Annotated in this window: 18 protein-coding genes; 8 read left to right on the top strand and 10 right to left on the bottom strand. The window is 44.6% G+C overall.

All coding sequences use genetic code 11. The features are described from left to right. Positions 1–222 precede the first annotated feature (222 nt). The 3 genes from QE390_RS11710 to QE390_RS11720 all read left to right on the top strand — a co-directional run bounded on the left by QE390_RS11710 (position 223) and on the right by QE390_RS11720 (position 2,380). Positions 223–888 carry a sensor histidine kinase gene (locus QE390_RS11710; RefSeq protein WP_307142266.1) on the top strand — a complete coding sequence of 222 codons (666 nt, stop codon included), beginning with the start codon at positions 223–225 and terminating at the stop codon, positions 886–888. Positions 889–1,026: 138 nt separating this feature from the next. After that, a complete protein-coding gene (locus QE390_RS11715; RefSeq protein WP_106638483.1) occupies positions 1,027–1,689 on the top strand; it encodes a response regulator transcription factor in 663 nt (220 codons plus the stop codon). A gap of 64 nt (positions 1,690–1,753) precedes the next feature. Continuing rightward, the gene (locus QE390_RS11720; RefSeq protein ID WP_307142267.1) at positions 1,754–2,380 is read left to right on the top strand and encodes an ABC transporter ATP-binding protein; all 627 of its coding nucleotides are present in this window, start codon (positions 1,754–1,756) and stop codon (positions 2,378–2,380) included. Positions 2,381–2,421: 41 nt separating this feature from the next. Here QE390_RS11720 and QE390_RS11725 read toward each other — a convergent pair whose 3' ends face one another. The 7 genes from QE390_RS11725 to QE390_RS11755 form a co-directional block, all read right to left on the bottom strand. Continuing rightward, positions 2,422–3,000, bottom strand: coding sequence for a uracil-DNA glycosylase family protein (locus tag QE390_RS11725; protein ID WP_307142268.1), 579 nt, complete (start codon positions 2,998–3,000; stop codon positions 2,422–2,424). A 31-nt stretch (positions 3,001–3,031) separates the two neighbouring features. Further along, positions 3,032–3,622 carry a bifunctional precorrin-2 dehydrogenase/sirohydrochlorin ferrochelatase gene (locus QE390_RS11730; protein ID WP_106638480.1) on the bottom strand — a complete coding sequence of 197 codons (591 nt, stop codon included), beginning with the start codon at positions 3,620–3,622 and terminating at the stop codon, positions 3,032–3,034. A 124-nt stretch (positions 3,623–3,746) separates the two neighbouring features. Next, on the bottom strand, positions 3,747–4,781 hold the full coding sequence (locus QE390_RS11735) for a T9SS type A sorting domain-containing protein (RefSeq protein WP_307142269.1): 1,035 nt from the start codon (positions 4,779–4,781) through the stop codon (positions 3,747–3,749). A gap of 57 nt (positions 4,782–4,838) precedes the next feature. Then, positions 4,839–7,583: a putative Ig domain-containing protein gene (locus tag QE390_RS11740; RefSeq protein ID WP_307142270.1), complete on the bottom strand. Its 2,745-nt coding sequence runs from the start codon at positions 7,581–7,583 to the stop codon at positions 4,839–4,841. 889 nt (positions 7,584–8,472) lie between these two features. Further along, positions 8,473–11,472, bottom strand: coding sequence for a prolyl oligopeptidase family serine peptidase (locus QE390_RS11745; protein ID WP_307142271.1), 3,000 nt, complete (start codon positions 11,470–11,472; stop codon positions 8,473–8,475). 161 nt (positions 11,473–11,633) lie between these two features. Next, the gene (galU, locus tag QE390_RS11750) at positions 11,634–12,503 is read right to left on the bottom strand and encodes a UTP--glucose-1-phosphate uridylyltransferase GalU (protein WP_307142272.1); all 870 of its coding nucleotides are present in this window, start codon (positions 12,501–12,503) and stop codon (positions 11,634–11,636) included. A gap of 121 nt (positions 12,504–12,624) precedes the next feature. Next, a complete protein-coding gene (locus QE390_RS11755) occupies positions 12,625–13,620 on the bottom strand; it encodes a mevalonate kinase (RefSeq protein WP_307142273.1) in 996 nt (331 codons plus the stop codon). 180 nt (positions 13,621–13,800) lie between these two features. On the opposite strand from QE390_RS11755, the gene QE390_RS11760 reads away from it, so the two are divergent. The 3 genes from QE390_RS11760 (at position 13,801) to QE390_RS11770 (ending at position 15,812) form a co-directional block, all read left to right on the top strand. Next, complete coding sequence (locus QE390_RS11760; RefSeq protein WP_307142274.1) at positions 13,801–14,340, top strand: TrmH family RNA methyltransferase; 540 nt, start codon at positions 13,801–13,803, stop codon at positions 14,338–14,340. Between the two features lie 33 nt (positions 14,341–14,373). After that, positions 14,374–14,844, top strand: coding sequence for a hypothetical protein (locus QE390_RS11765; protein WP_307142275.1), 471 nt, complete (start codon positions 14,374–14,376; stop codon positions 14,842–14,844). Positions 14,845–14,918: 74 nt separating this feature from the next. Beyond that, positions 14,919–15,812: an SMP-30/gluconolactonase/LRE family protein gene (locus QE390_RS11770; RefSeq protein WP_307142276.1), complete on the top strand. Its 894-nt coding sequence runs from the start codon at positions 14,919–14,921 to the stop codon at positions 15,810–15,812. Between the two features lie 125 nt (positions 15,813–15,937). Here QE390_RS11770 and QE390_RS11775 read toward each other — a convergent pair whose 3' ends face one another. Then, complete coding sequence (locus QE390_RS11775) at positions 15,938–16,468, bottom strand: acyl-CoA thioesterase (RefSeq protein WP_307142277.1); 531 nt, start codon at positions 16,466–16,468, stop codon at positions 15,938–15,940. Between the two features lie 199 nt (positions 16,469–16,667). Here QE390_RS11775 and QE390_RS11780 point away from each other — a divergent pair, with 199 nt between their 5' ends. After that, positions 16,668–17,306, top strand: a complete 639-nt coding sequence (locus QE390_RS11780; protein WP_307142278.1) for a DedA family protein — start codon at positions 16,668–16,670, stop codon at positions 17,304–17,306. Positions 17,307–17,383: 77 nt separating this feature from the next. Here QE390_RS11780 and QE390_RS11785 read toward each other — a convergent pair whose 3' ends face one another. Together QE390_RS11785 and QE390_RS11790 are read right to left on the bottom strand one after the other, a co-directional pair. Beyond that, positions 17,384–18,433, bottom strand: a complete 1,050-nt coding sequence (locus QE390_RS11785; RefSeq protein WP_307142279.1) for a tetratricopeptide repeat protein — start codon at positions 18,431–18,433, stop codon at positions 17,384–17,386. 485 nt (positions 18,434–18,918) lie between these two features. Continuing rightward, on the bottom strand, positions 18,919–19,533 hold the full coding sequence (locus QE390_RS11790; protein WP_307142280.1) for a class I SAM-dependent methyltransferase: 615 nt from the start codon (positions 19,531–19,533) through the stop codon (positions 18,919–18,921). A gap of 200 nt (positions 19,534–19,733) precedes the next feature. Here QE390_RS11790 and QE390_RS11795 point away from each other — a divergent pair, with 200 nt between their 5' ends. Then, positions 19,734–20,537 (top strand): phenylalanine--tRNA ligase beta subunit-related protein, encoded by an 804-nt coding sequence (locus QE390_RS11795; protein WP_307142281.1) that lies wholly within the window; start codon positions 19,734–19,736, stop codon positions 20,535–20,537. Positions 20,538–20,550 lie beyond the last annotated feature (13 nt).

A 20,550-nucleotide genomic window follows, 5' to 3' on the forward strand; every position in this document is an offset into this window, starting at 1 on the left:
AGTATTGTTAAATAATTTTAAGCTCACAAGTAATTTTCTGGAGCGAAAGACTGTACGAGAATTAGTATTATTCTTATGTAGAAATCAGGTTGATAAAGTGGAGGTAGGTTTAATTAAAAGTAGGATTAGTAATAGTATACAATCAATAAATGGTACGGATAATACTTTTCACAAGGGGTAGAATTTGAGAAGAAATTATCTTAGGAACTAATAGGTGTGTGTATGAAAAAGGAAGCAAGTTCAATTGATTCTCTTATTCGAACTGCTGCCTTGTTGGAAGGTCAGGAAGAGGAAAGAAAACGTTTAGCTCAGGAACTTCATGATGGAGTCGGGCAATTATTAACTGGAATTAGGTTACAGATAGAGTTATTACAAAATGCCTCGTATACGGATAAAGAAAAAATCAGCTATCAGGTACTTAAAGAATTAGTTTTAGAAACCATAGAAACGGTTAGGCAGATTTCTTATGATTTGATGCCTAGCGTACTAACGGATTTTGGATTGATTTCTGCTCTACGTTTACTGAGTGAAAAGATCACTAAAATTAGTGGGATAAAAGTCAGGTTTAACTCAGGGGAATTCCCCGTTCGCTTGTCTTCTATAATTGAAGTAAATCTGTATCGGATCGTTCAGGAAGCGATAAATAACAGTCTGAAATATGCAAAGGCCAGCGTAATTGATATTACGCTGACGGAAAAAAAAGGGAAAATAAATTTACGTATACAAGATGACGGCATAGGTTTCAATCCTGAAGAATTAGCGAAAAAGGCAATCGCACATTCAGGTTTAGGAAACATGAAATTGAGAGCTGAATCCATCGGATCAACTTTCGAGATTAGTTCTATAATAGGTAAAGGGACTACTATTAAAATAGAATTAAAGGTTTAAATCTCACTATTTTAAAATAAAAGAAGTAGATAGTACTATTCAAAGTAAACTGTTTTGTTACTTTGGGGTATAATCCACCTATTGTCCGCCCACGAGATTACTTAAGGTGTTCGTTCCATAAAATCGTAAATTAAACTAATGGCAAAAATAAGGGTACTTGTAGCAGATGATCATACGGTAGTTCGGAAAGGCCTGATAATGCTTTTGGCTGATGAAGATTCAGTTGAAATCGTTGGTGAGGCCTCCGACGGCCAGGAAGTTTTGGATAAAATTTCTGAAACTAAGCCCGACGTCGTTATACTGGATATCAGTATGCCCAAAATATCTGGCATCGAAGCTGCTAAAGCCATCGCCCAGCAATATTCAACGGTTAAATCGCTGATGTTTAGCATGCATAATAATCAGGATTACATTTTAAAATCAGTTGAAAGTGGAGCTTCTGGCTATTTGTTAAAAGACACAGATAAGGAAGAAATCATGCTGGCTTTGCAGAAAGTATCGCAGGGAGATAAGTATTTTCCTCCCACGATTTCTTCAGTTTTTGTGGATGCTTTGTTAGGTCGTAGCCGTGGCCGATCTTCCAGCAGAGGTAACGATGATACTCCTTTGAGCAAGCTTTCTCGTAAAGAAAGACAAATTCTGACGATGATTGCTGAAGGATTAAATAGTCGGGAAATCGCTGATAAACTGGGCCTTAGTATTCGTACCGTAACTAATCACCGGGCGAATATGCTTCGTAAAACGAAAGTGAAAAACACGGTTGAACTCGTAAGAATTGCCGTTGAAGAGAAAAAGTCTTAAGCTAATTCTTGGTACTTCTCGAAAGTTCTCGGACTTTCGGGAAGTTTTTAACCGAAGAATAGCTATGATTCAGACGCAGAATTTGACTTTTGCTTACAGTCCAGCCAAACAATTCAGTTTTCCGGATATTACTTGTCCCGATCACGACACGCTGTTGATTCTAGGACGCTCTGGCCGCGGGAAAACTACCCTTCTTCACCTTCTGGCACTGTTATTATCCCCAAAGGCTGGCCAAATTCGCATTGGTAATCAGGATATTTCGAACTTATCTGCTTCGGAAGCCGCTACTTTTCGTGCTAAACATGTAGGCCTGATTTATCAGCGGCCCCACTTTGTGAGATCTCTTTCCGTACTGGATAATTTATTACTGGCCAATTACCTGGCCGGTGAAAAAAGCAACCCGGACAAAGCCCGAGAACTAGCCGAGCGTTTGGGTTTTGCCGATCACTTATCCAAGAAAACCAATCAGTTAAGTCTGGGAGAATTGCAGCGGGTAGGTATTGCCCGGGCCTTAATGAACGACCCTCAGGTAATTCTGGCTGATGAACCCACGTCCAGTTTAGACGATGAAAATTGTTATCTGGTGGTAGAGTTACTGAAGAAACAGTCTGCTCAGTTGGGGGCAAGTCTGGTTGTAGTAACGCACGATGGCCGATTAAAAGATATATTTCCCAAACGGGTTGAATTATAATCCTACCTGGTAACGGAAAAGAGCTTGAGTGCCTTTGGTAATCAGGCTCTTTTTTCGTGAATAATGCGGTGAATAGTCGCTTTCAGGCTGGGAATAATATCCTGCTCAAACCATTCATTTTTCCGTAACCAGAACTGGTTTCTGGGGGATGGATGGGGTAAGGGCCAGAAATTTGGCAGGAAAAGATCCGTCATCCGAACATTTTCAGTCAGGCTTTTGGCATCAGGCAGGTAATAGTGCTGGGCGTATTGGCCTATTAAAAGCGTTAATTGCACTTGGGGTAACTGTTGCAGGAGCTTGGCATGCCACTGTGGAGCACATTCGGGGCGGGGAGGTAAGTCACCCGAAGTGCCTTTGCCGGGGTAACAAAATCCCATAGGCATAATAGCCACCCGAGAAGAATCGTAAAATGTCGCGGTGTCGAGGCCGAGCCAGTTTCGAAGCCGATTGCCACTGGCATCGTTCCAGGGTATTCCCGAAGCGTGAGCTTTCTGCCCGGGAGCCTGACCAATAATAAGTAAACGGGCCGTAGGATGGGCCTGAATAATGGGTTTAGGGTAATAAGGGAGATGAGACTCACATAAGCGGCAGTTTCGAACCTGAGCAATCAAATCTTTCATGATTACTCAACCCTTACTTCTCGTAATTAATTCATGAATCGGAGGGATCTTCTTTATTGACCAGACTTTCAGTAAGCTTGTTTAGCTGCGTTATTTTCGATTGAAAATCTCCTTTCATCCGATCCCGAATCACCACCAGATTATCTAAAAGTAACTGAATGTCGTTGGGAATGACTTCCGTCAGCAATTCCCGAAGTCTTTTGGCCAGGGTTGGCGATTTACCATTGGTAGATATGGCAATTTTGAGATCGCCTTTCTGAACAATGCTGCCCAGGTAAAAGTCACATAGGTTGGGTGTATCAGCTACGTTGGTAAGGATTCTGCGTTGACGCGTCACTTCTTTAATAGACACGTGCAAGCTGGGGTTATCAGTTGCCAGAATAACCAGGTCTTTATTTTCCAGATCAGCTTCCTGATAGGGCCTTTCCAGCAACTGAACTTGTGGATGTAACTGGGCAAGGGTACGAAGTTCTTCGCGAATGTAAGTAGCCACAACCGTTACTGCACATCGAGGGCTATTCGCCAGTATGGCACTGAGCTTTTCGAGGCCTACGTTTCCTCCGCCAACCAGTAATACATCAAGATGGTCTAATTTCAGAAAAACCGGAAAGAGAGGATTCATACGTTCTTATCTATTATGGGGTAAAAATAGAAGTTCTGTCTATTATATAGATAAGGAACGAGGCATAAATGCATACAGCCCCCATTAACTGAATAATGAGGGCTGTATGATCGTATGATTACTATTAAGGCAGAGCCACTTTAACGGCCTGAGTTTTGCTGGGGTTTTCCAGTCGGATGAGGTACAGACCTGAACCCAGCGAAGACGTCTGGAATTCGACGGCATTGAGCCCTTTCACCAGCTCAAGTTGTTGGGTACTCAGCGTGCGACCCGATAAGTCCAGCAGACTCACCCGGGCGGCTTTGGCCAGCTCCTCATCGCCATAATTCACCACCGCTTTGACGGTCCGATCGCTCTGGGTAGCCGCCCACAAACTAATGCCCTGATAGCCTTCGAGTTGCAGCGAACGCACCACACTCAGTTCTGACTTACCGTTGAAGTCTACCTGCTTGAGGCGGTAGTAATGCGTCAGAGCGGGGTTAAGTTCGGCATGGGTAAAGTGGTACTGCTGCCGCTGGGCAGTGGTACCCTTGCCAGCGACCTGTCCCACGGTCTCAAAGCTGCGGCCATTGGTGGAGTGCTGTACCTCAAAGAAGGCATTGTTTCGCTCCTGAGCCGTGCTCCAGCTTAGCTCGGCGTTATGCCCCTGAGCTCGCAGAGTAAAGGCTGCCAGCGAGACGGGGGTACTAGCCGTGACGTTGAGGGTGAGGGTCGCGTTATCGTTGGTCGCATCGTTTTCGACGGGGGGAGCTCCCTGCCAGGCAGTATTGGCGGTAGCTGATTGGCTACCGGCCTGGGTTCCCTCATAGTAAAGGCGGAGGTTGACGCAGGTGCCTGCGGCGATGGGTGAGGTATTGATCAGACGAACGACGTTGGTCGAGAGGCGGGTTTCTTCACTGAAACCCGTCAGGGGCGATCCGTCGGCGTTGGTGACGGTAGTGGGCGTGGTGATCTCCGAGGGAAAGCTGACGCGGGGGCGAATGCGATTGGCGGCCAGGGGAATGCTGGAGCTGTTGTTACAGAGTCGGAGGGTGATGAAATCGGTTCCACCCTGCACCACGGCAGGGGAGTTAGCCGCGAGCTCGACGCTCATATCTTGAGCCCGCAGCCCTAAAGCTGAGCCAAGCAGGGCCAGGGTAAGAAAATAGTTTTTTTTCATGAGTGAAAAGAAGGAAGACGACCCGGTTACCTAGGCAACCGGGTCGGTTGGCTATGCTTAGTTGAAGGTCAGAGCGGTAACTGCGAGGTTATTGGAGGAGGGCGTTTCCCCACCGCCAGTACCGGCGTTAATGTTGATGGTTACGTTCTGGGTGGTGTTTTCAGCCAGAGCGGTAGGTACGAAGAAATTGATACCGATTCTGACGGAGCCATTGGCCGGAATGCTCACGCCCGGTTTGGAAGTGACGGTGAGAAAGCGATCCGAAACAGAGAAGTTCCAGTTAGCATTATCGACCGTGGTACCGCCGTTGACATTGATGGTGGTGGCGTTGGCGGAGTAGTCAAAGCTCCAGTTGGCGGGCCGCTGGATGATAAAAGTGATCACGTCAGAAGTGGCTACGCCTTTGATTTCGTAGAGGGTGACGAGGTAGCCGTGGCCGTTAGCCTGACCGGGTTGTGTGAACTCACTGTTGTCGATCTCTGCACTTACCGTTAAATCGGGAGCATTATTGATTACAATGGTATAGTTCTGGCTAGCCGTCTGGTTATTGGCATCGGTTACCGTTACTGTAAAGTTGACAGAGCCGACAGCAGTAGGAGTACCGGAAACCGCACGAGTGGAAGGGTCAAAGCTTAATCCGTTGGTCAGGCCTGTTGCAGCGTACGTTTTGGTGCCCGTACCACCTGTTGCTTCAGGAATCGTAGTAGTATAAGGGCGATTAATCTGACCTGAAGGTAAGGTAGCCGCAGGCTGTGCTAATGCTGGAGATCCAATTGTCACCGAATAGGTTTGAGTAGCCGTCTGGACAGGAGTAGATTGATCTTGAGCCGTTATTGTGAATGTAGCCGTACCCGTAGCCGTAGGTGTACCCGTAATCGTGCGGGTAGAAGGATTAAACGATAAGCCATTCACGGGTCCTGTGGAGGTATACGTAATGGTACCTGTGCCATTCGTAGCTGCTGGAAGCGTCGCAGAAGTATAAGGTGTTCCTACCTGAGCTGGATCTAGCGTGGCCGCTGCTAAAGTGAGACCCTGGGCTACGGACAATGTATACGTATGAGTTCCGGCAGGAATAGCATTGCCTGTGCCATTCGTAACATCTGTAATCACAACATTGAATGTTTGATCACCAGGAGTTACGTTAGAGGCGATAGTGCCCGTAATAGTGCCGTCGGAATTTAAAGTTAAACCCTGGGGTAAAGTGGAACCGTTAGCCAGAGCGTAATTTAAAATACGACCATTTTGATTGGTTACCGTAGCCGATAAGCTACCCGTGTATACCTGACCCGTTTTTCCGGCTGGAGGATTGGTGTAAGAAAGCGTACGCACAATAACTTTCAGACGGGTTGAATCTGATACTACACTTGGACAACTGGCACTGCTTGCCAGAGCATAGTAATCGCTGTTGACGCTTACCGCACTTGGGAACGCATAAGGTGAAGCAGCGGGACCGCCCACAACCGATCCATTCAGATTATACCAAGTGATTTGATTACCTGCGGAAGTAGCCGTTGCATTGGGAGTCTGACCAGCGTATACATAGACAATGTGTGAGGCTGGGGTAATAGTTGGTTTACTTGGAGCAAGGTTTACATCATAAATTCTGAATGAGTCGCCTAAAACTCCAGTCGAAAGTAATCCAGGAGAATAGGAGACTTTTACGCGGTCAAAACTAACGCCTGGGTTTATCGTCGTGCTTAAAATTCCAAATCCACTATTGACAGTAATAAGATCAAGTAAATTAAGGCTGATAAGACTTCCTCCCAAGGTGCGGGTGCTACCTACTTGACTTGTGCCATTATAAAAGGTAAACTGTACGGAATTTCCTAACGCGGTTAGATTTAATAACGATTCGGAAAAGCCTAGTTTAACTTTAACCCCTTCATTCGTTGATGAAGGATGATCAAAGTAAAAAGTCTGAGAAACTGTACTTGCTACACCAACGCTTGCTACACCAGCACTAAATGACGAATAGTCATTTGGGTTGTTGTTGATAGCACGTTCAGGGTTAGCCACCAATTGATTAATAGCTAAGCCGGAGTTAGAGTTTAATAAGGAAATACCAGATGCTTCACCAGGGTTTGTAAATTGAGGTCTGGCATTACAGGCAGAACCATTTGATTGAGTAAAGGCATTGTAAACCGTTGCATTGATCTGGCTTGTTAAGTTTACGCTAATGTCAGCTGGAAAGGCAACATTCAGCCGAACTGAATTATAGGTTGCATTTGGAGTTACTGCCGCATACCATTCACCCGTATTATCTATCAATAAACGGGATTCTGTTCCAGATTCTGTACCAACTGCGGTTCCTACATTTTCATTGCCATTATAAGAAAATGTACCAGTGTTTAATGCATAATTGCCTGCGTTAGCGTACCCTCTACCTGTAATGCTATTAGCACCTACTACCCCTAACAACCCGCCTACTGCCAGTGTAATGCCAGAATTGGTAGGACTATTTTTAAGATAAAAATACGTTGTGGTACCCGCTGGAATAGTTGTATTACCTGTGTTTCTAAATTGCAAATAGACATCTGCTCCAGCTCCTAGAAGGCCCGCGGCCCCTACGTCTCGTGAGGCTGTTAGGGTGGTTGGAGTAGTTGTATTAGTTCCTGTTAGAATACTTGTAGTACCATAAAAAAATCGGTGTGCGAGAAAGGCCGTGTGATCTTGCATAGGGGCTGATAGCCCTGCACTACCAGTGCCCAGGCTGATGAGGTTACCGGCCTGAATGTAATTACCCGTTTTAGTGCCCTCTAAATAAGTTTTAGTCTGGGCCTGAGTTAATTGAGTGATACTCATGACTAATAGCCAGATAGAAGCTATTAGCTTTGGTTTAGGTTGAAACCTGGGTAAAGTAAAAATTTCCATTTATTAGCGAATTAAAGGTTACTGGTAAGCACACTTCATTAATCATGTTTTAGAGAGATAGGCATACTAAAACATTACTTCTCATGAGACATGGAAGACCGTAAAGAGCAGAAAAGGACGAATAAACTGAATTAAAACTCAGCTAAGGATTCGTACGGACCTAAGGAAGGAAATGAATGCAGGGAGGTTGAATAGTGTTTTTCATTAGTGGATTGAATGATTTATTAGCGGATTAGATTACTTAGGTGAATTTCAGTAAATGGCATTTCGTTATTGAAGCCAAATAACGACCACTTCTTCTCATGAGACATGGAAGACCGTAAAGAGCAGAAAAATACAAACAAGCTGAATTAAAAATCAGCTAGAGATTTGTACGGGCCTGGAAAGGTGCGGAATACAAAAACATAAAGTAGAGTTTTTCATTAGCAGATTGAATAAGTTATTAGCGGGTTAAATTCCTTAGATGAATTTTGGCAAATGTTATCTCTTGACTAAAGGGATAACAGAGCTCGGTATTGCATAAACTCATAACTCGTGAAATTGTTAAATTAGATATGTAATATATAACTAATACTATATAGAATATCTAATTTAATCTATGCTAAGTAACGCAATTAATATTCTATTACCAAAAAATAAGATACTTTAATTAGTTAACGGTTAATAGAGTATAAGCGAGTCAGTAGCATACATTGGGATGTCGTAAAGTAAATAGATAAATGTTTATTAAGCGGATAATAATGAATATTTTTTTTTATGATTTTGCGAATTGTTATGAAGAACCTACAAAAAAAGCCCTCGTTGCGACGAGGGCTTTTGGTTATTTGTCAAATACAATGCGTTTTTCTAAGTGGTCCTCCATATCCAGGCGGTCTATGCCTTTTTGCCACCAGTCAGGGGCAGGCTTGCCTTTCAGGTGATAGTCAAAAAATTCCATCATACGAATAGCATAATCTTTGCGATTCACCAACTTCGCCAGACCGTGGTTTTCTCCTTTATACTGAACTAAGGCCACGGGCTTTTTCAAACGACGAATGGCCGTGTAATACTCAATGCCCTGTGTAAAGTCTACGGCTCCGTCAGCATCATTGTGTAACAATAATAAAGGCGTCTGAATATTTTTCACGTGATGCAGCGGAGAGTTTCGGAAGTAAGCTTCCCAGTTATCCCAGGGAGCCACCAGGCGACCCTGTGAAGCTTCGAAAATCTGACCATTACTCGTACCTGAGTTCTTGTAAATCAGGTTATACATCGAAACCATATCCGTCAGCGGAGCTCCGGCAGCGGCAGCTTTGAACATATTGGTTTGGGTAATGAGGAAGCTGGTTTGATACCCTCCCCAGGAGTGCCCGTGAATACCCATTTTGGTCTCGTCAATCACGCCCGTTTTGAGGGCCGCCTTCACGGCAGGTAACACACACCATACTGCCGACATTCCTGGATCGTTGAGTTTATAGACGATATCTGGAATGAAAACAGCGTACCCATTTGATGTATAAACGTTCGGATTCCAGCCCGTGCCGCTGAAGCTGGGGTTCGTGTAAACGTTCAGCGTTTGCGAGAGTTTTTCGTAGTAATAGATAATGGTTGGGTACTTTTTGCCTTTGGTATAATTAGCAGGTAAGAATAAAGCTCCCTGCAAAGTATCACCTTTATCCGATACATAATCGACTAGCTGCACTCCCGAACTCCAACTGAATTTATTAAAATCTGGAGTGTTTTTAGTCACTTGCTTACTATCTGTTAATTTTTCTGATTTACTCACAAAAAAATCAGTAGGATCAGTGAATGACTCACGGGTAAATGTATAAACGGCTGCTTTTTTAGCTTTACTGAGGTTGCCAATGTTGGCATCTTCCCACAGTAAAGACTTCACGCCTGGAATCAGATTTCCCTTTTTATCTACCTCGATCAGAGCAATTCCCGATTTCTTTGTGAATTCGCCATACGCCCGAACGTATAAAGGTTGCTTCAGATTAATGCCCTTTTCTTCAGGATCAAGCTTGTAACGACTCGTATAACGGATTTTTTGCTGACGGCCATTTTTCGTCAGGTTCACTACCTCTTTGCCATCTACGGATAGTTTCCAGATGTCCCAAAGGTCACGAAGCAACACATATTTTGAATCTGTAGACCAACCCAGCATAGGAACCATTGGTTTTTTTACGTTATGGTCGTCTTCCGTATCAACGAAACTACTCGGAATTTTTTCAGTTAGGTTTAAACTTTGTTTAGACGCTATGTCATATACGTAATAGTGGCCGTCTTTCGCGTACAAAAATTTGGTTCCATCCTGCGAAGGCGTAGGCGTGCTGGCGTAACCCGACAGATAATACTTTTCGAATACCTTGGTACGGGCTCCCGTTTTTAAATCAACTACGTATACGTCAGCGTAATTCTGGCCATCAAGGCTGGCATCCAATTCGTAGGCAGCGTCTTCCAGACCAATCGCATATAAAGCTTTCGGGGCCGGATTGATGTTCAGAAGAGTGCTATCGGTCAAACGGGTAAATTTCTTACCGTTATACATCGCCAGAAAACTAAATTGCTTATCCTGCATTTCAGTAACCTGCTGCCGTGATTGCAGACGTTTGTCCTGCCAGTTCCATACGGTTACTTCGGGTTTGTCAAGATCATCCGTAGCTCCCGACAGGTTGGGTACATTACCTCCCCGTTGAGCCACTTTGGCCGAATCCGTCTTAATTTTTGCGAGGGCTTTCTGTAAATCGTCCAGCGATTTGATGCTGGTATCGGCTTTAATCTTCGCTAATTTTTCAACATCAGAAACAGGCTTGGGAGCTGGAGTCGCTTTCTTGGCGGTATCTGCTTTGGCAGTGCCTTTGGTATCTTTCTTAACCAGGTCTTCTTTATGAATGCCGAAGAACAAACGGCTCAGATCTTCCGTCCAGTACGGACGGCGATTAGGGCTTATTTTCATTCCCTTCGGAAAGTTCAGACTATCTTTCTTGGGGTTATATTCAGTTAGTTCAGGTTTGGTAGCGAAGTTCTTTACGCCTACCACACTCATCACATCGGTTTTATACTTGTCGTCTTTTACGCCTTTCAGAGCTGCCAGACCATCGCCTTTTTCTGTCCAGTTCAGCGACTGATACCGGGCTTTATCGCTGTCGATGATCGTCGTTACGCCCGTATTCATGTTACGAACCTGAAGACCATTACCCGCTTTCTCATTGGCATCAATGGTAAGGGCCAGCCAGTCCCCCTTCTTATTAAAGGACATTTCAGAAATGTTCCCAATGTTCTGAGTTTTGCCGGAGCCTAAATCATAGAGTAACAAATCGCGTCCTTTGGGAGCCGTTGGACCTGCCGACGGCGTTGCCGGGCTTAGTAATAAAGCCAGATGCGAAGATTGTTCGCCGTTGAAGGCAAAAGACGTAACCCGCTCGAATTCGGTTTTTTTATTACCCGCGAGTTCAATCAGAAATGCCTTTTCTAGTAAAGGTTTGCCAGGCGATTTCGCGGCTGCTTTTTTTTCCTTCGCCGTTGGAAAGACTTTAAATGCAAAGAATCGGGAGTCGTCAGAGAAGCTCATGGGAACAAACGTCGCTGCCCCAATGGGATACTTATATTGCGTGGTGTCCGAAGTTTTCTGGATGATGAGATCCGCGTCACCTTCCGCTACCGACATCAAAACATAAGCCATCCACTGACCATCGGGAGAGAGTTGCGTGCCGCCAAAGGCCGATAATGCTTTCCAGTTTGTGACGTCTTTCCAGGTAATGGGCGGTTTAGGGGTAGTTTGGGCCAGAGCCGGAAGGCAGGCTCCCAGCCAGAGTCCAAAGAGGAGAATTTTTTTCATATGATGATGAGAGAATAAAAACAGTTAAAATAACGAAAATATACCTCTAAAACCTAGTTAGATAAGGTCAGAAGCGTGAAAATGAGGGATGAATGGAAACGCATAAAAAAATGCCCAAACCATTAGGGGCTTGGGCATTCTGCGGTAGAAACGATTAGCTATCAAGCTTCGTATTGCTGAACAATATCTTTTAAGAAGGCCAGGAAGGGTTTTTCAAATTCCTTGCGTTTCAGAGCGAACTCTACGGTTGTTTTAAGGAAGTCGAGTTTGTTGCCAATATCATGACGTTTGCCTTCAATCCGATGGGAATAGAGGTTTTCGCGGGCGAGTAGTAACAACATCGCATCGGTAAGTTGAATTTCTCCGCCTTTGCCTTTGGGGGTTTGTTCAATCATGCGGAAAATTTCGGGCGTTAGGATGTACCGTCCGGCAATGGCCAGATGGGAAGGAGCCTGGCCCACGGCGGGTTTCTCAACCAGCGTTTCCAACTGCATAATGCTATCGCTTAGTTCTTTACCCCCCACAATGCCGTACCGATTTACTTTATCGGCAGGAACGGTTTCCACGGCAATTACTGACGAACGGTACGTCGCGAATGTATCCATTAACTGCTGCGTCACGGGAATAACCGAATCCATGATGGTGTCGCCGAGTAATACGGCGAAGGGCTCGTTTCCCACGTGGTGACGGGCATAGTAAATAGCATCACCCAGACCGTTGAGTTCTTTCTGACGCACGAAGTGAATATTCGCCATGTCGGAGAGGCGGCGTAACTCGTGCAGCATTTCGTCTTCTTTTTCGGCCAGACGGGTTTCGAGCTCAAAGTTCCGGTCAAAGTGATCTTCAATGGAACGTTTCCCTTTCCCAGAAATAATCAGAATATCTTCAATGCCCGAATCCACGGCTTCCTGCACTACATACTGAATGGTAGGAGTGTCGATGATGGGTAACATTTCCTTCGGCTGAGCTTTGGTAGCAGGAAGAAACCGGGTTCCAAAACCGGCGGCAGGAATAATCGCTTTTTTGATCATGTTTAAGTATGGTTGATCGTTGTTGGTGAATTGGATCGTTGTTAGATTACTATTTATAGATTGTAAATCTAAAAACAGCATTAGCATAACAACCCATTAACTATTCACCAACAACCAGAAATTACATCACATAAGGCTTGATAACCCGGGTGTTTAATTTTTTTAGTTCGACAAATAGGCGATTCAGCATTTCGTCATTTTCGTACATGCCGATAATACTTCCGCCTGAACCCGTAAAGGAAGCCGAAGCTCCAAGTTGACGAGCCGTTTCAATCATTTTGATATTTACGGGATGAATATTATAAATCTGCGTCCGGTAATCAAAATTCTGATTGATGAGGTGATTGAGCTGTTCGTAATCCTGAGCTTCTACGGCCTCTTTTCCGAGCGTAGCCAGATGGGCAATTTTCTGCATGGTCTCCACCACCAGGGGCTCGCCACGGTTAAATCGGGCTTTAACGTCGTTATGCACTTTCCCCGAAACCTTACTCATGTCGGTATTATACGCTAAATAGAGTTTGGGAAGTTTGGCCGGATTTACCCGTTCGTAATGGCCATAACCCCGGCTGTCGAGTAAGTCTTTGGCAAAGTCCATGTACACACAGCCTTCATAAGTCTGAATAACCCGATCCTGCAAACCAGCGGTTATGCCCAGTTCCTCCGTCTCCGACTGCATAACTAACGTCGGTAAATATTCAATGGGAATGTCTACCTTGTAAAACTGCATCAGAGCCCGCATCGTGGCAACAATGATAGCACTGGAGCCCGAAAGGCCCACCTGTCTTGGAATAGAGCTACTGTAACGAATGGTAAAATTCCGGTTAGACAAACGTATCCCCTGATCGACACAATAAGTAGTGAATTTCCGGATGGCTGCCTTAATCAGTGGAATGCCCCCGTTATAACCAATCTGGCCAACGGTATCGCACAGGTGAAAAATGCTGCGGAAGGTATTCGCGTCGGCTTCCTGTTGTTCAATATGCAGTTCCGGCGATTGCCATAGGGTTACGGAAGCCCCAAAATTTCGTACAGAAATAGATAATGTTTTACCAAAAAAGCCATCAGAAGGATTTCCTAAAAGCCCGGCCCGGGCGTACGCTCGCGTTTCAATCAGCACCTGAGATGAAGGTTTAAAGTGATGAGGATGAAAGGAAAAAGCCTCAAACGAAAGGAGTTAGCGGCTGGTAAATGAAAAAATTGAGTGTCAAAAACCGGAAGTTCACGAACTTTACCCCCGGATTTTAAAAATCCATTCGCAGGAAAAGACCCTTTTTAAGGGTAAAAACCCTGATTTTCTATGGGAAAACTTTCAATGGATGAACTTGGCCGTATGTCGGTTGAAGAGTTCAAGGATACGGAAAAATTTCCGTATTCTATTTTACTGGATGACGTCAGAAGTCTAAATAATGTAGGGTCAGTCTTTCGTACTTCGGATGCCTTTCGGGTTTCTACTTTGTATCTGGGGGGAATTACGGGAACGCCTCCTCATCGGGATATTACCAAAACAGCCCTCGGGGCCGATGAATCCGTAGAATGGGTTCATGTGCCGGACTCCGTTGAGTTCTGCCAAATGATGAAAGCGAAAGGAGTAAAGGTCATTGCCGTGGAGCAGGTAGAGGAAAGTCTGAAGCTTCCCGACTTCCAGCCCGAAGAAGGTAACTATTATCTTTTCGTTTTCGGGAATGAAGTTTTTGGAGTAAATGATAAAATAATTGAAATTGCCGACGAGTGCCTGGAAATCCCTCAGTACGGAACGAAGCATTCCTTAAATATTGCCGTTACTACTGGCATTGTTTGCTGGGACTTTGTCAATAAACGATTCGCATCAAAACCCTGATTTAAGCTTAATACTCTCGAAACAAGTACGTTTATGAAACCCGACAAAAAACTCACCTCCGAACTGACTTCTGTCTTAGCTGATAAACTAGCAGGTCTGAATCCTAAACATGGTAAAAAATTATCCAAGCAAATTGAAAAAGCCGCCGAAGAGCTAGCTAAAAAGTTTGGTAAGTTACAGCAAAAAGAGAAGGAGAAAGGAGAGAAAGAGGCAAAGGATGCGAAGAAGAAACTAGAAAAACAAGCCAAAAAAACGGCTGGAAAACCAGCACCAACTCCCAAAAAGAAAGAAGAGAAACCTTCGGAAGAAAAGGCTGATGCTGAAAACAAAGTAGAAGACGAGAAGCCATCACCCGCCGCCAAAGCTCCTGCTCGCAAACCTGCGGCACCCGCCGCAAAACCGAGCGGCTCAAAAGTACCCGCTACGGGAGCCAAATCGGCAGTGAATACGACAGATGAAAAAGTAGAACCAACGGATATCGAAACGCCAGAAACACCGTTATAATAGCTAGTCACTACTTGACTAATGAGGTTTTCATGCAAATGAGAACCTCATTATTTTTATTACCATAGACATCGATGAAACTTTCTTATCTAGTATTAATTCCGCTGGCCTTTGCTAGTTGTAACCGTCAGGCCAGTACGGCTCATTCTGCCGAAAAAGACCTGTACGTAAGTCGTGATTTTACGGCTGAAAATCAGTTTAGTACTAACATTGAAGGGCCGAGTTTTGACAAAGCGAGGCATCTTTACGTGGTAAATTTCAGGCAGGATGGAACTATCGGGAAAATAGATGCAAATGGACAGGGTGAAGTGTTTGTGACTTTACCTAACAAGAGTATCGCTAATGCCATTCAGTTTAACTCGAAAGGGGAGATGTTACTGGCCGACTTCGTAAATCATAACGTGTTGAAGGTGAATATGCAAACGAAGCAAGTAAGCGTCTTTGCTCACGATGATCGTTTTAACCAGCCTAACGACATTTGTATTACGAAAAAAGATGTAATCTACGCTTCTGATCCTAGCTGGAAGGATAATACCGGAAAGCTCTGGAAAGTAACGCCGGAGGGGAAGACGATCTTATTACTAGAAAACCTCGGCACAACGAACGGGATTACCTTGAGTCCCGACGAGAAAACGCTGTATGTGAATGAAAGTGCTCAGCGAAAAATCTGGAAGTATGATCTGGATGCAGAGGGTAACGTTCAGAATAAAACGCTCTTCCACGAATTTACTGATTTTGGAATGGATGGCATGAAGTGTGATAAAAAAGGAAACCTCTATTGCACGCGTCACGGCAAAGGAACCATTGCAGTATTGAGCCCGGCAGGAAAGCTGATTCGGGAAATCCCCTTAAAAGGAAAGAGCTGTAGTAACCTCGTTTTTGGAGGGAAGGATAAAAAAACGGTTTATGTAACTCTGCAAGACCGTAAAGGGATGGAGCAGTTTCGGGTAGAAACTCCGGGAAAATAGGCTAGAAGAGTTTGATATCGTTTGATGTTTTAGAAAAGTTAGAGGGTTTGAGTGGGTAATTAACTCCCGTTCAAACCCTCTAACTTTTTCAAACCTACTCAAACTAATGTCAAACCTTCTTTAACTTATAGGTTACTCGTCGGTAACTCGAATAACTTAGCCAGCTCGGTAGCTTCGGCGGGCGTCATGCGTCCGGCCAATACCAGACGTAACTGTCGGCGACGCAGAGCAGCTTCGTAGAATAGTTTTTCTTCGTCCGTCTGAGGAATGACGGCGGGTACTTCAGTCGGTTTCCCATCGTCTCCAATCGCAACGAAGGTATAAAAGGCCCGGTTCGTCATGATGCGTTCACCCGCAGGAATATTCTCGGCATGTACGTCAATGAAGACCTCCATTGAAGAATTAAAAGCCCGGGTAACAAAGGCCCGCAGCGTAATGACACTACCCAGCGGAATGGGATCTTTAAAAGCTACGTTATCGACTGAGGCCGTTACCACAATACGGCGGGAATGCTTCTGAGCGGCCACGGCACCGCAGATGTCGATCAGGCGTAAGAGGTTACCACCCATCAGGTTTCCCAAATTATTAGTATCGTTGGGAAAGACCATTTCGGTCATGGTGGTTAAGGAGTCGGAGGCAAATTTCGGTTCAATCAAAGCCGTTGATGTTCGGATAATAAATGCTGGTTGATGAAGTATGCAGTGGGAAGGTATAAACTTTTAGGGAACTGAGAACAAAAGTAGGAAGAACCTGAGAATAGAAATACCGCTGATGTAGTTTCTGCTAAAATTCAGGAAATTGAATCGTCTATAATCAGACAAGTGCCTACCTTCGTCAAAAATACGTTTTCAAACCATGAATTTACCAGACTGGTTGACTATGCTTACTGACTCCCAGGAGATTATCCGTACGGGAGGTTTGGTAGTCATCACCCTGATCGTTTTTGCAGAAAACGGTCTCTTTTTTGCCTTCTTCCTTCCCGGCGATTACCTGCTGTTTTTGGCGGGCGTTTTCTGCGGAACGGGTGTCTTGAATGTTACCTTACTCTTACTATTACTCTGCATTTTTGGAGCGGCGGTGATGGGTTCTCTTACAGGATACTTATTCGGAAAGTTTTTCGGAACGCAATTCGAAAATCGACCGGATTCGCTCTTTTTCAAAAAGAAGAATATTGAAACGACGCGTCAGTATTTTCGGAAATACGGTTCCAGCATTTTAATTATTAGCCGTTTCTTACCCGTTGTTCGCACGTTTGCTCCCATTCTTTCAGGCATGATCAAACTCGACTTTCCACATTTTATGACGTATAACGTCATCGGAGGAGCTTTGTGGAGTTTGTTACTGTGCGGAAGTGGTTTTTACCTGGGAGAGAAATTTCCCGGTATCATTAACTACGTGCATTACATCATCATTTTCTTCCTGGCTATTACGACTTTTACGGTGGTGAAAGGTTACTTCAACGCTCGTCGGGATATGGGTGGAGATAAGGCGTAAGTAATACGTTTAGAGTTTTGAAATTCGGGAAGTTAAAAATAAGAAGAGGTCAGCATTTTGGATGCTGACCTCTTCTCTTATTGACAATACTTCTTAAGCCACTTGGTTGCTTCTTTTTCTCCGGCTTTTTCCAGGAGCTTCCAATCTTTACAGGCATCCTGTGTTCGATTGAGCTTGAATAAAGCAGCCGCCCGGTTGAAGCGAATGGACACGTTTCCTGGATCTAAATCCACGCATTGGTTAAAGACCTCCAGAGCTTCGGCATACCGCTGGCGATTGAAATGCTGTAATCCCGTTTCAAACAAATCCTTTGCCTTCAGAGCCTTAATATCGTCCAGCGATAATTGTTTATTTTCAGGAATACCGTACGGAAATTCATAATTCACCTGCGTTCGCACGGGCTTGTTCGAAATCCGGGCCGGAATCCACATCCCTTCCGAGGCCTTGATGGCTTTGCGAAGGTTCGCGTCGTTTTTAGGATCGGAGCTTTCTACAATCTGAATGTTTTCAACCTGCCCGGTCGCATTAACGATAAAACTAACCCGAAAACGATCCCGTCGAGGACGAGCCAATTGCCGGAATGCATCTTCAATGAAATTGTAGGAATTCCGATACGATTCGTAAAAACTGCTGTCAATCAGACGGGTACGGAATTTCGGAAAGATCGTTTCGTTCATCACATAAAACGTGTCAGAATCAAAACGAGCCGCCGGTAAAATGAATTTTTTTCGGATGTAATCATCGTAACTGCTCGCATCCTGACGGGAACAAATGAAGCGTAACTGATCAGTTCGCATGACCGAAGAGGTTTGCTCCGATAGCTGAAGCTCAAAATCAGTTAGCTTGTCAATTTGATAAATAGCATTTTGAGCCGTACGAATGCGGGTACCACTGAGTGTATAACTCACGGATGTGGAACGTTCGTTCGTGTAGAAGCGTAAGCGTTTGTCTTCAAACACAAAAACGATATTGGATTGATCTACTTCCGTGTCGCTCATCATCTGGTAACCATTGCGGTATTCCACCCGCTTGGCTACCCAGACTCCTTTGAGCCGATCCGTAGTAATATCCTGAGCCAGCACTTGCTGGGTAAATACAAAGAGCAAAAACAAACAAAACGGTTTCATGGCAGTCGTTTTGGAAAATCAATAGGTCGTGAGTTAGAATTATAGGAGTTAATTTCCATCGCGGCCTATCAAAAAAACCGGATACCGAAAATGAACGACTATTCGGAATTCAGCAAATATACCTTTTAGTATTAACGAAAATTAACGTAAAATGATGTTCAATTAACCTTGTCGGACTTCAGAACTAGTTCAAATTCTGAAATTTTAACAGAGTTACCCAAAAGCATAACAGACTTTGTTTTCACTAAAAAGTAATAAAATCAAGCCAGGATCTTTTAGGAAATTAAAACGATTTAATGTGTATTAGTCAAAGCATTCAGGAGAACGCTAGCTAACCAACATCTCATTTTTTACAAAAAACGACTACAAATGTTCTTAAACCATAGATTTTTTTAATTCTCTTCAGTTCAACCGCTTTTTCATGAAAGTGTTTCGAGGGCTCCGGCTTAGAGCAGTAGCAAAGTAACTGATCTTGAGTATTGATTCTAAGGTAGGCATTGCCAGTAATAGAAAGTGCCCAGCCGGGTCAGAATAGGCTCGCTTCGGATTACCTTTTGAAAACCACACTTTAATAAACAGCCGGGCCATAAGTCAGCCGGGCCGTATCCGTTCTGAGTCGGGTCTATCCAGTGAACCAGTTTACTCAACCCGGCTTGAATAGGTCCCTGTGAAGGTCCCCAGTCGCCAAGCCAGAAAACACCAGTGGGTTTTAGAATTCTTCGAATCTCCTGGAAATAGAAGAGAACCTCTTCTTCGGAAAAATGCTGAAAGACCCAGGTGCTGGTAACAACATCAAATTTCTGATCGGGGTAGGGCAAACTACCCGCCGTATAGAAATCCACGGGAAGTCCTTTTTTTCGGGAAGTTTTCACCATGTAGGCATCCGTATCAAGTCCACAAACCGCTTGCGAGGGATTATAGGCGAGCAAATCTTTCAGAAATGTACCCGTTCCGCTGCCAAAGTCCAGAACAGAATCACCGGGTTTGATCCTGGAGATTAACTCTTCCCGAATTTTCTTTTCCGGAACGCCCAGCCAGATGGCCCATTCGTAAAAGGGAGTCAAAAAAGCATAACCCAAGGCTGGATGCGAAGCTGGCATGGCTAAAAAGGCTTGAAAAAGTGTAGATTTAGACGCAATTGATAAAAATAAAGGTAATAATTCAAAGAAACTCTGCGACTCTAAACACAAAAGGCTAAAGGCTAAACAGGTTTATTAGTTATTTTTGCAAAATAGACGTTTGTCTGCCCGGCCCATTACTCAACTATACCGGGCTTTTTTCAAGTGATTGTCTCAGTGTTATGAATATTTCCCTCAATTGGCTCAAACAGTATATTTCTCTGAACGAGTCACCCGAAGAATTAGATCAACTGCTCACCGGATGTGGACTGGAAGTTGAAGAAATTGAACGAATCGATTCGGTTCCTGGTGGCCTTCAGGGAGTCGTGATTGGTGAAGTACTGACCTGCGAGCCTTTTATGGTGAAGGAAAAACAACTCCACCTGACCACGGTGAATATCGGTACGGATGAACCCGCTACCATTGTTTGCGGAGCAGCTAACGTAGCGGCGGGTCAGCGAGTAGTAGTAGCCACGGTGGGAGCCACGATTTACCCAACGAATGGGGAGCCTTTTACCATCGGAAAACGAAAAGTATACGGCCATCCCTCGGAAGGCATGATTTGTGCCGAAGACGAACTCAGTCTCGGTACCAGCCACGACGGTATTATGGTGTTAACCACGGACGTACCTAATGGCACACCTGCGGCTGAATTTTTCAAATTAGAGCCAGATTATCAGATTGTCATTGGCCTGACGCCTAACCGGGCCGATGCGGCTTCGCACGTAGGGGTCGCTCGTGATTTGAAAGCTCTCTTGCACCGTGAAATAAAGTTACCTTCTACGGATAATTTCTATGCCGATTCCAATCAGCATCCGATTGGGGTAACCGTAGAAAATACCGAGGCTTGCCCTCGTTTCTGCGGTGTAACGATCGATGGCGTGAAAGTAGCTGAATCGCCGGATTGGCTGAAGCAGCGTTTGCTGGCGATTGGTTTACGCCCTATCAACAACATCGTAGACGTTACCAATTTCAATTTGCCATGAGTTGGGTCAACCC

It is taken from the genome of Siphonobacter sp. SORGH_AS_1065, assembly GCF_030818595.1.
Classification (GTDB): Bacteria; Bacteroidota; Bacteroidia; order Cytophagales; family Spirosomataceae; genus Siphonobacter.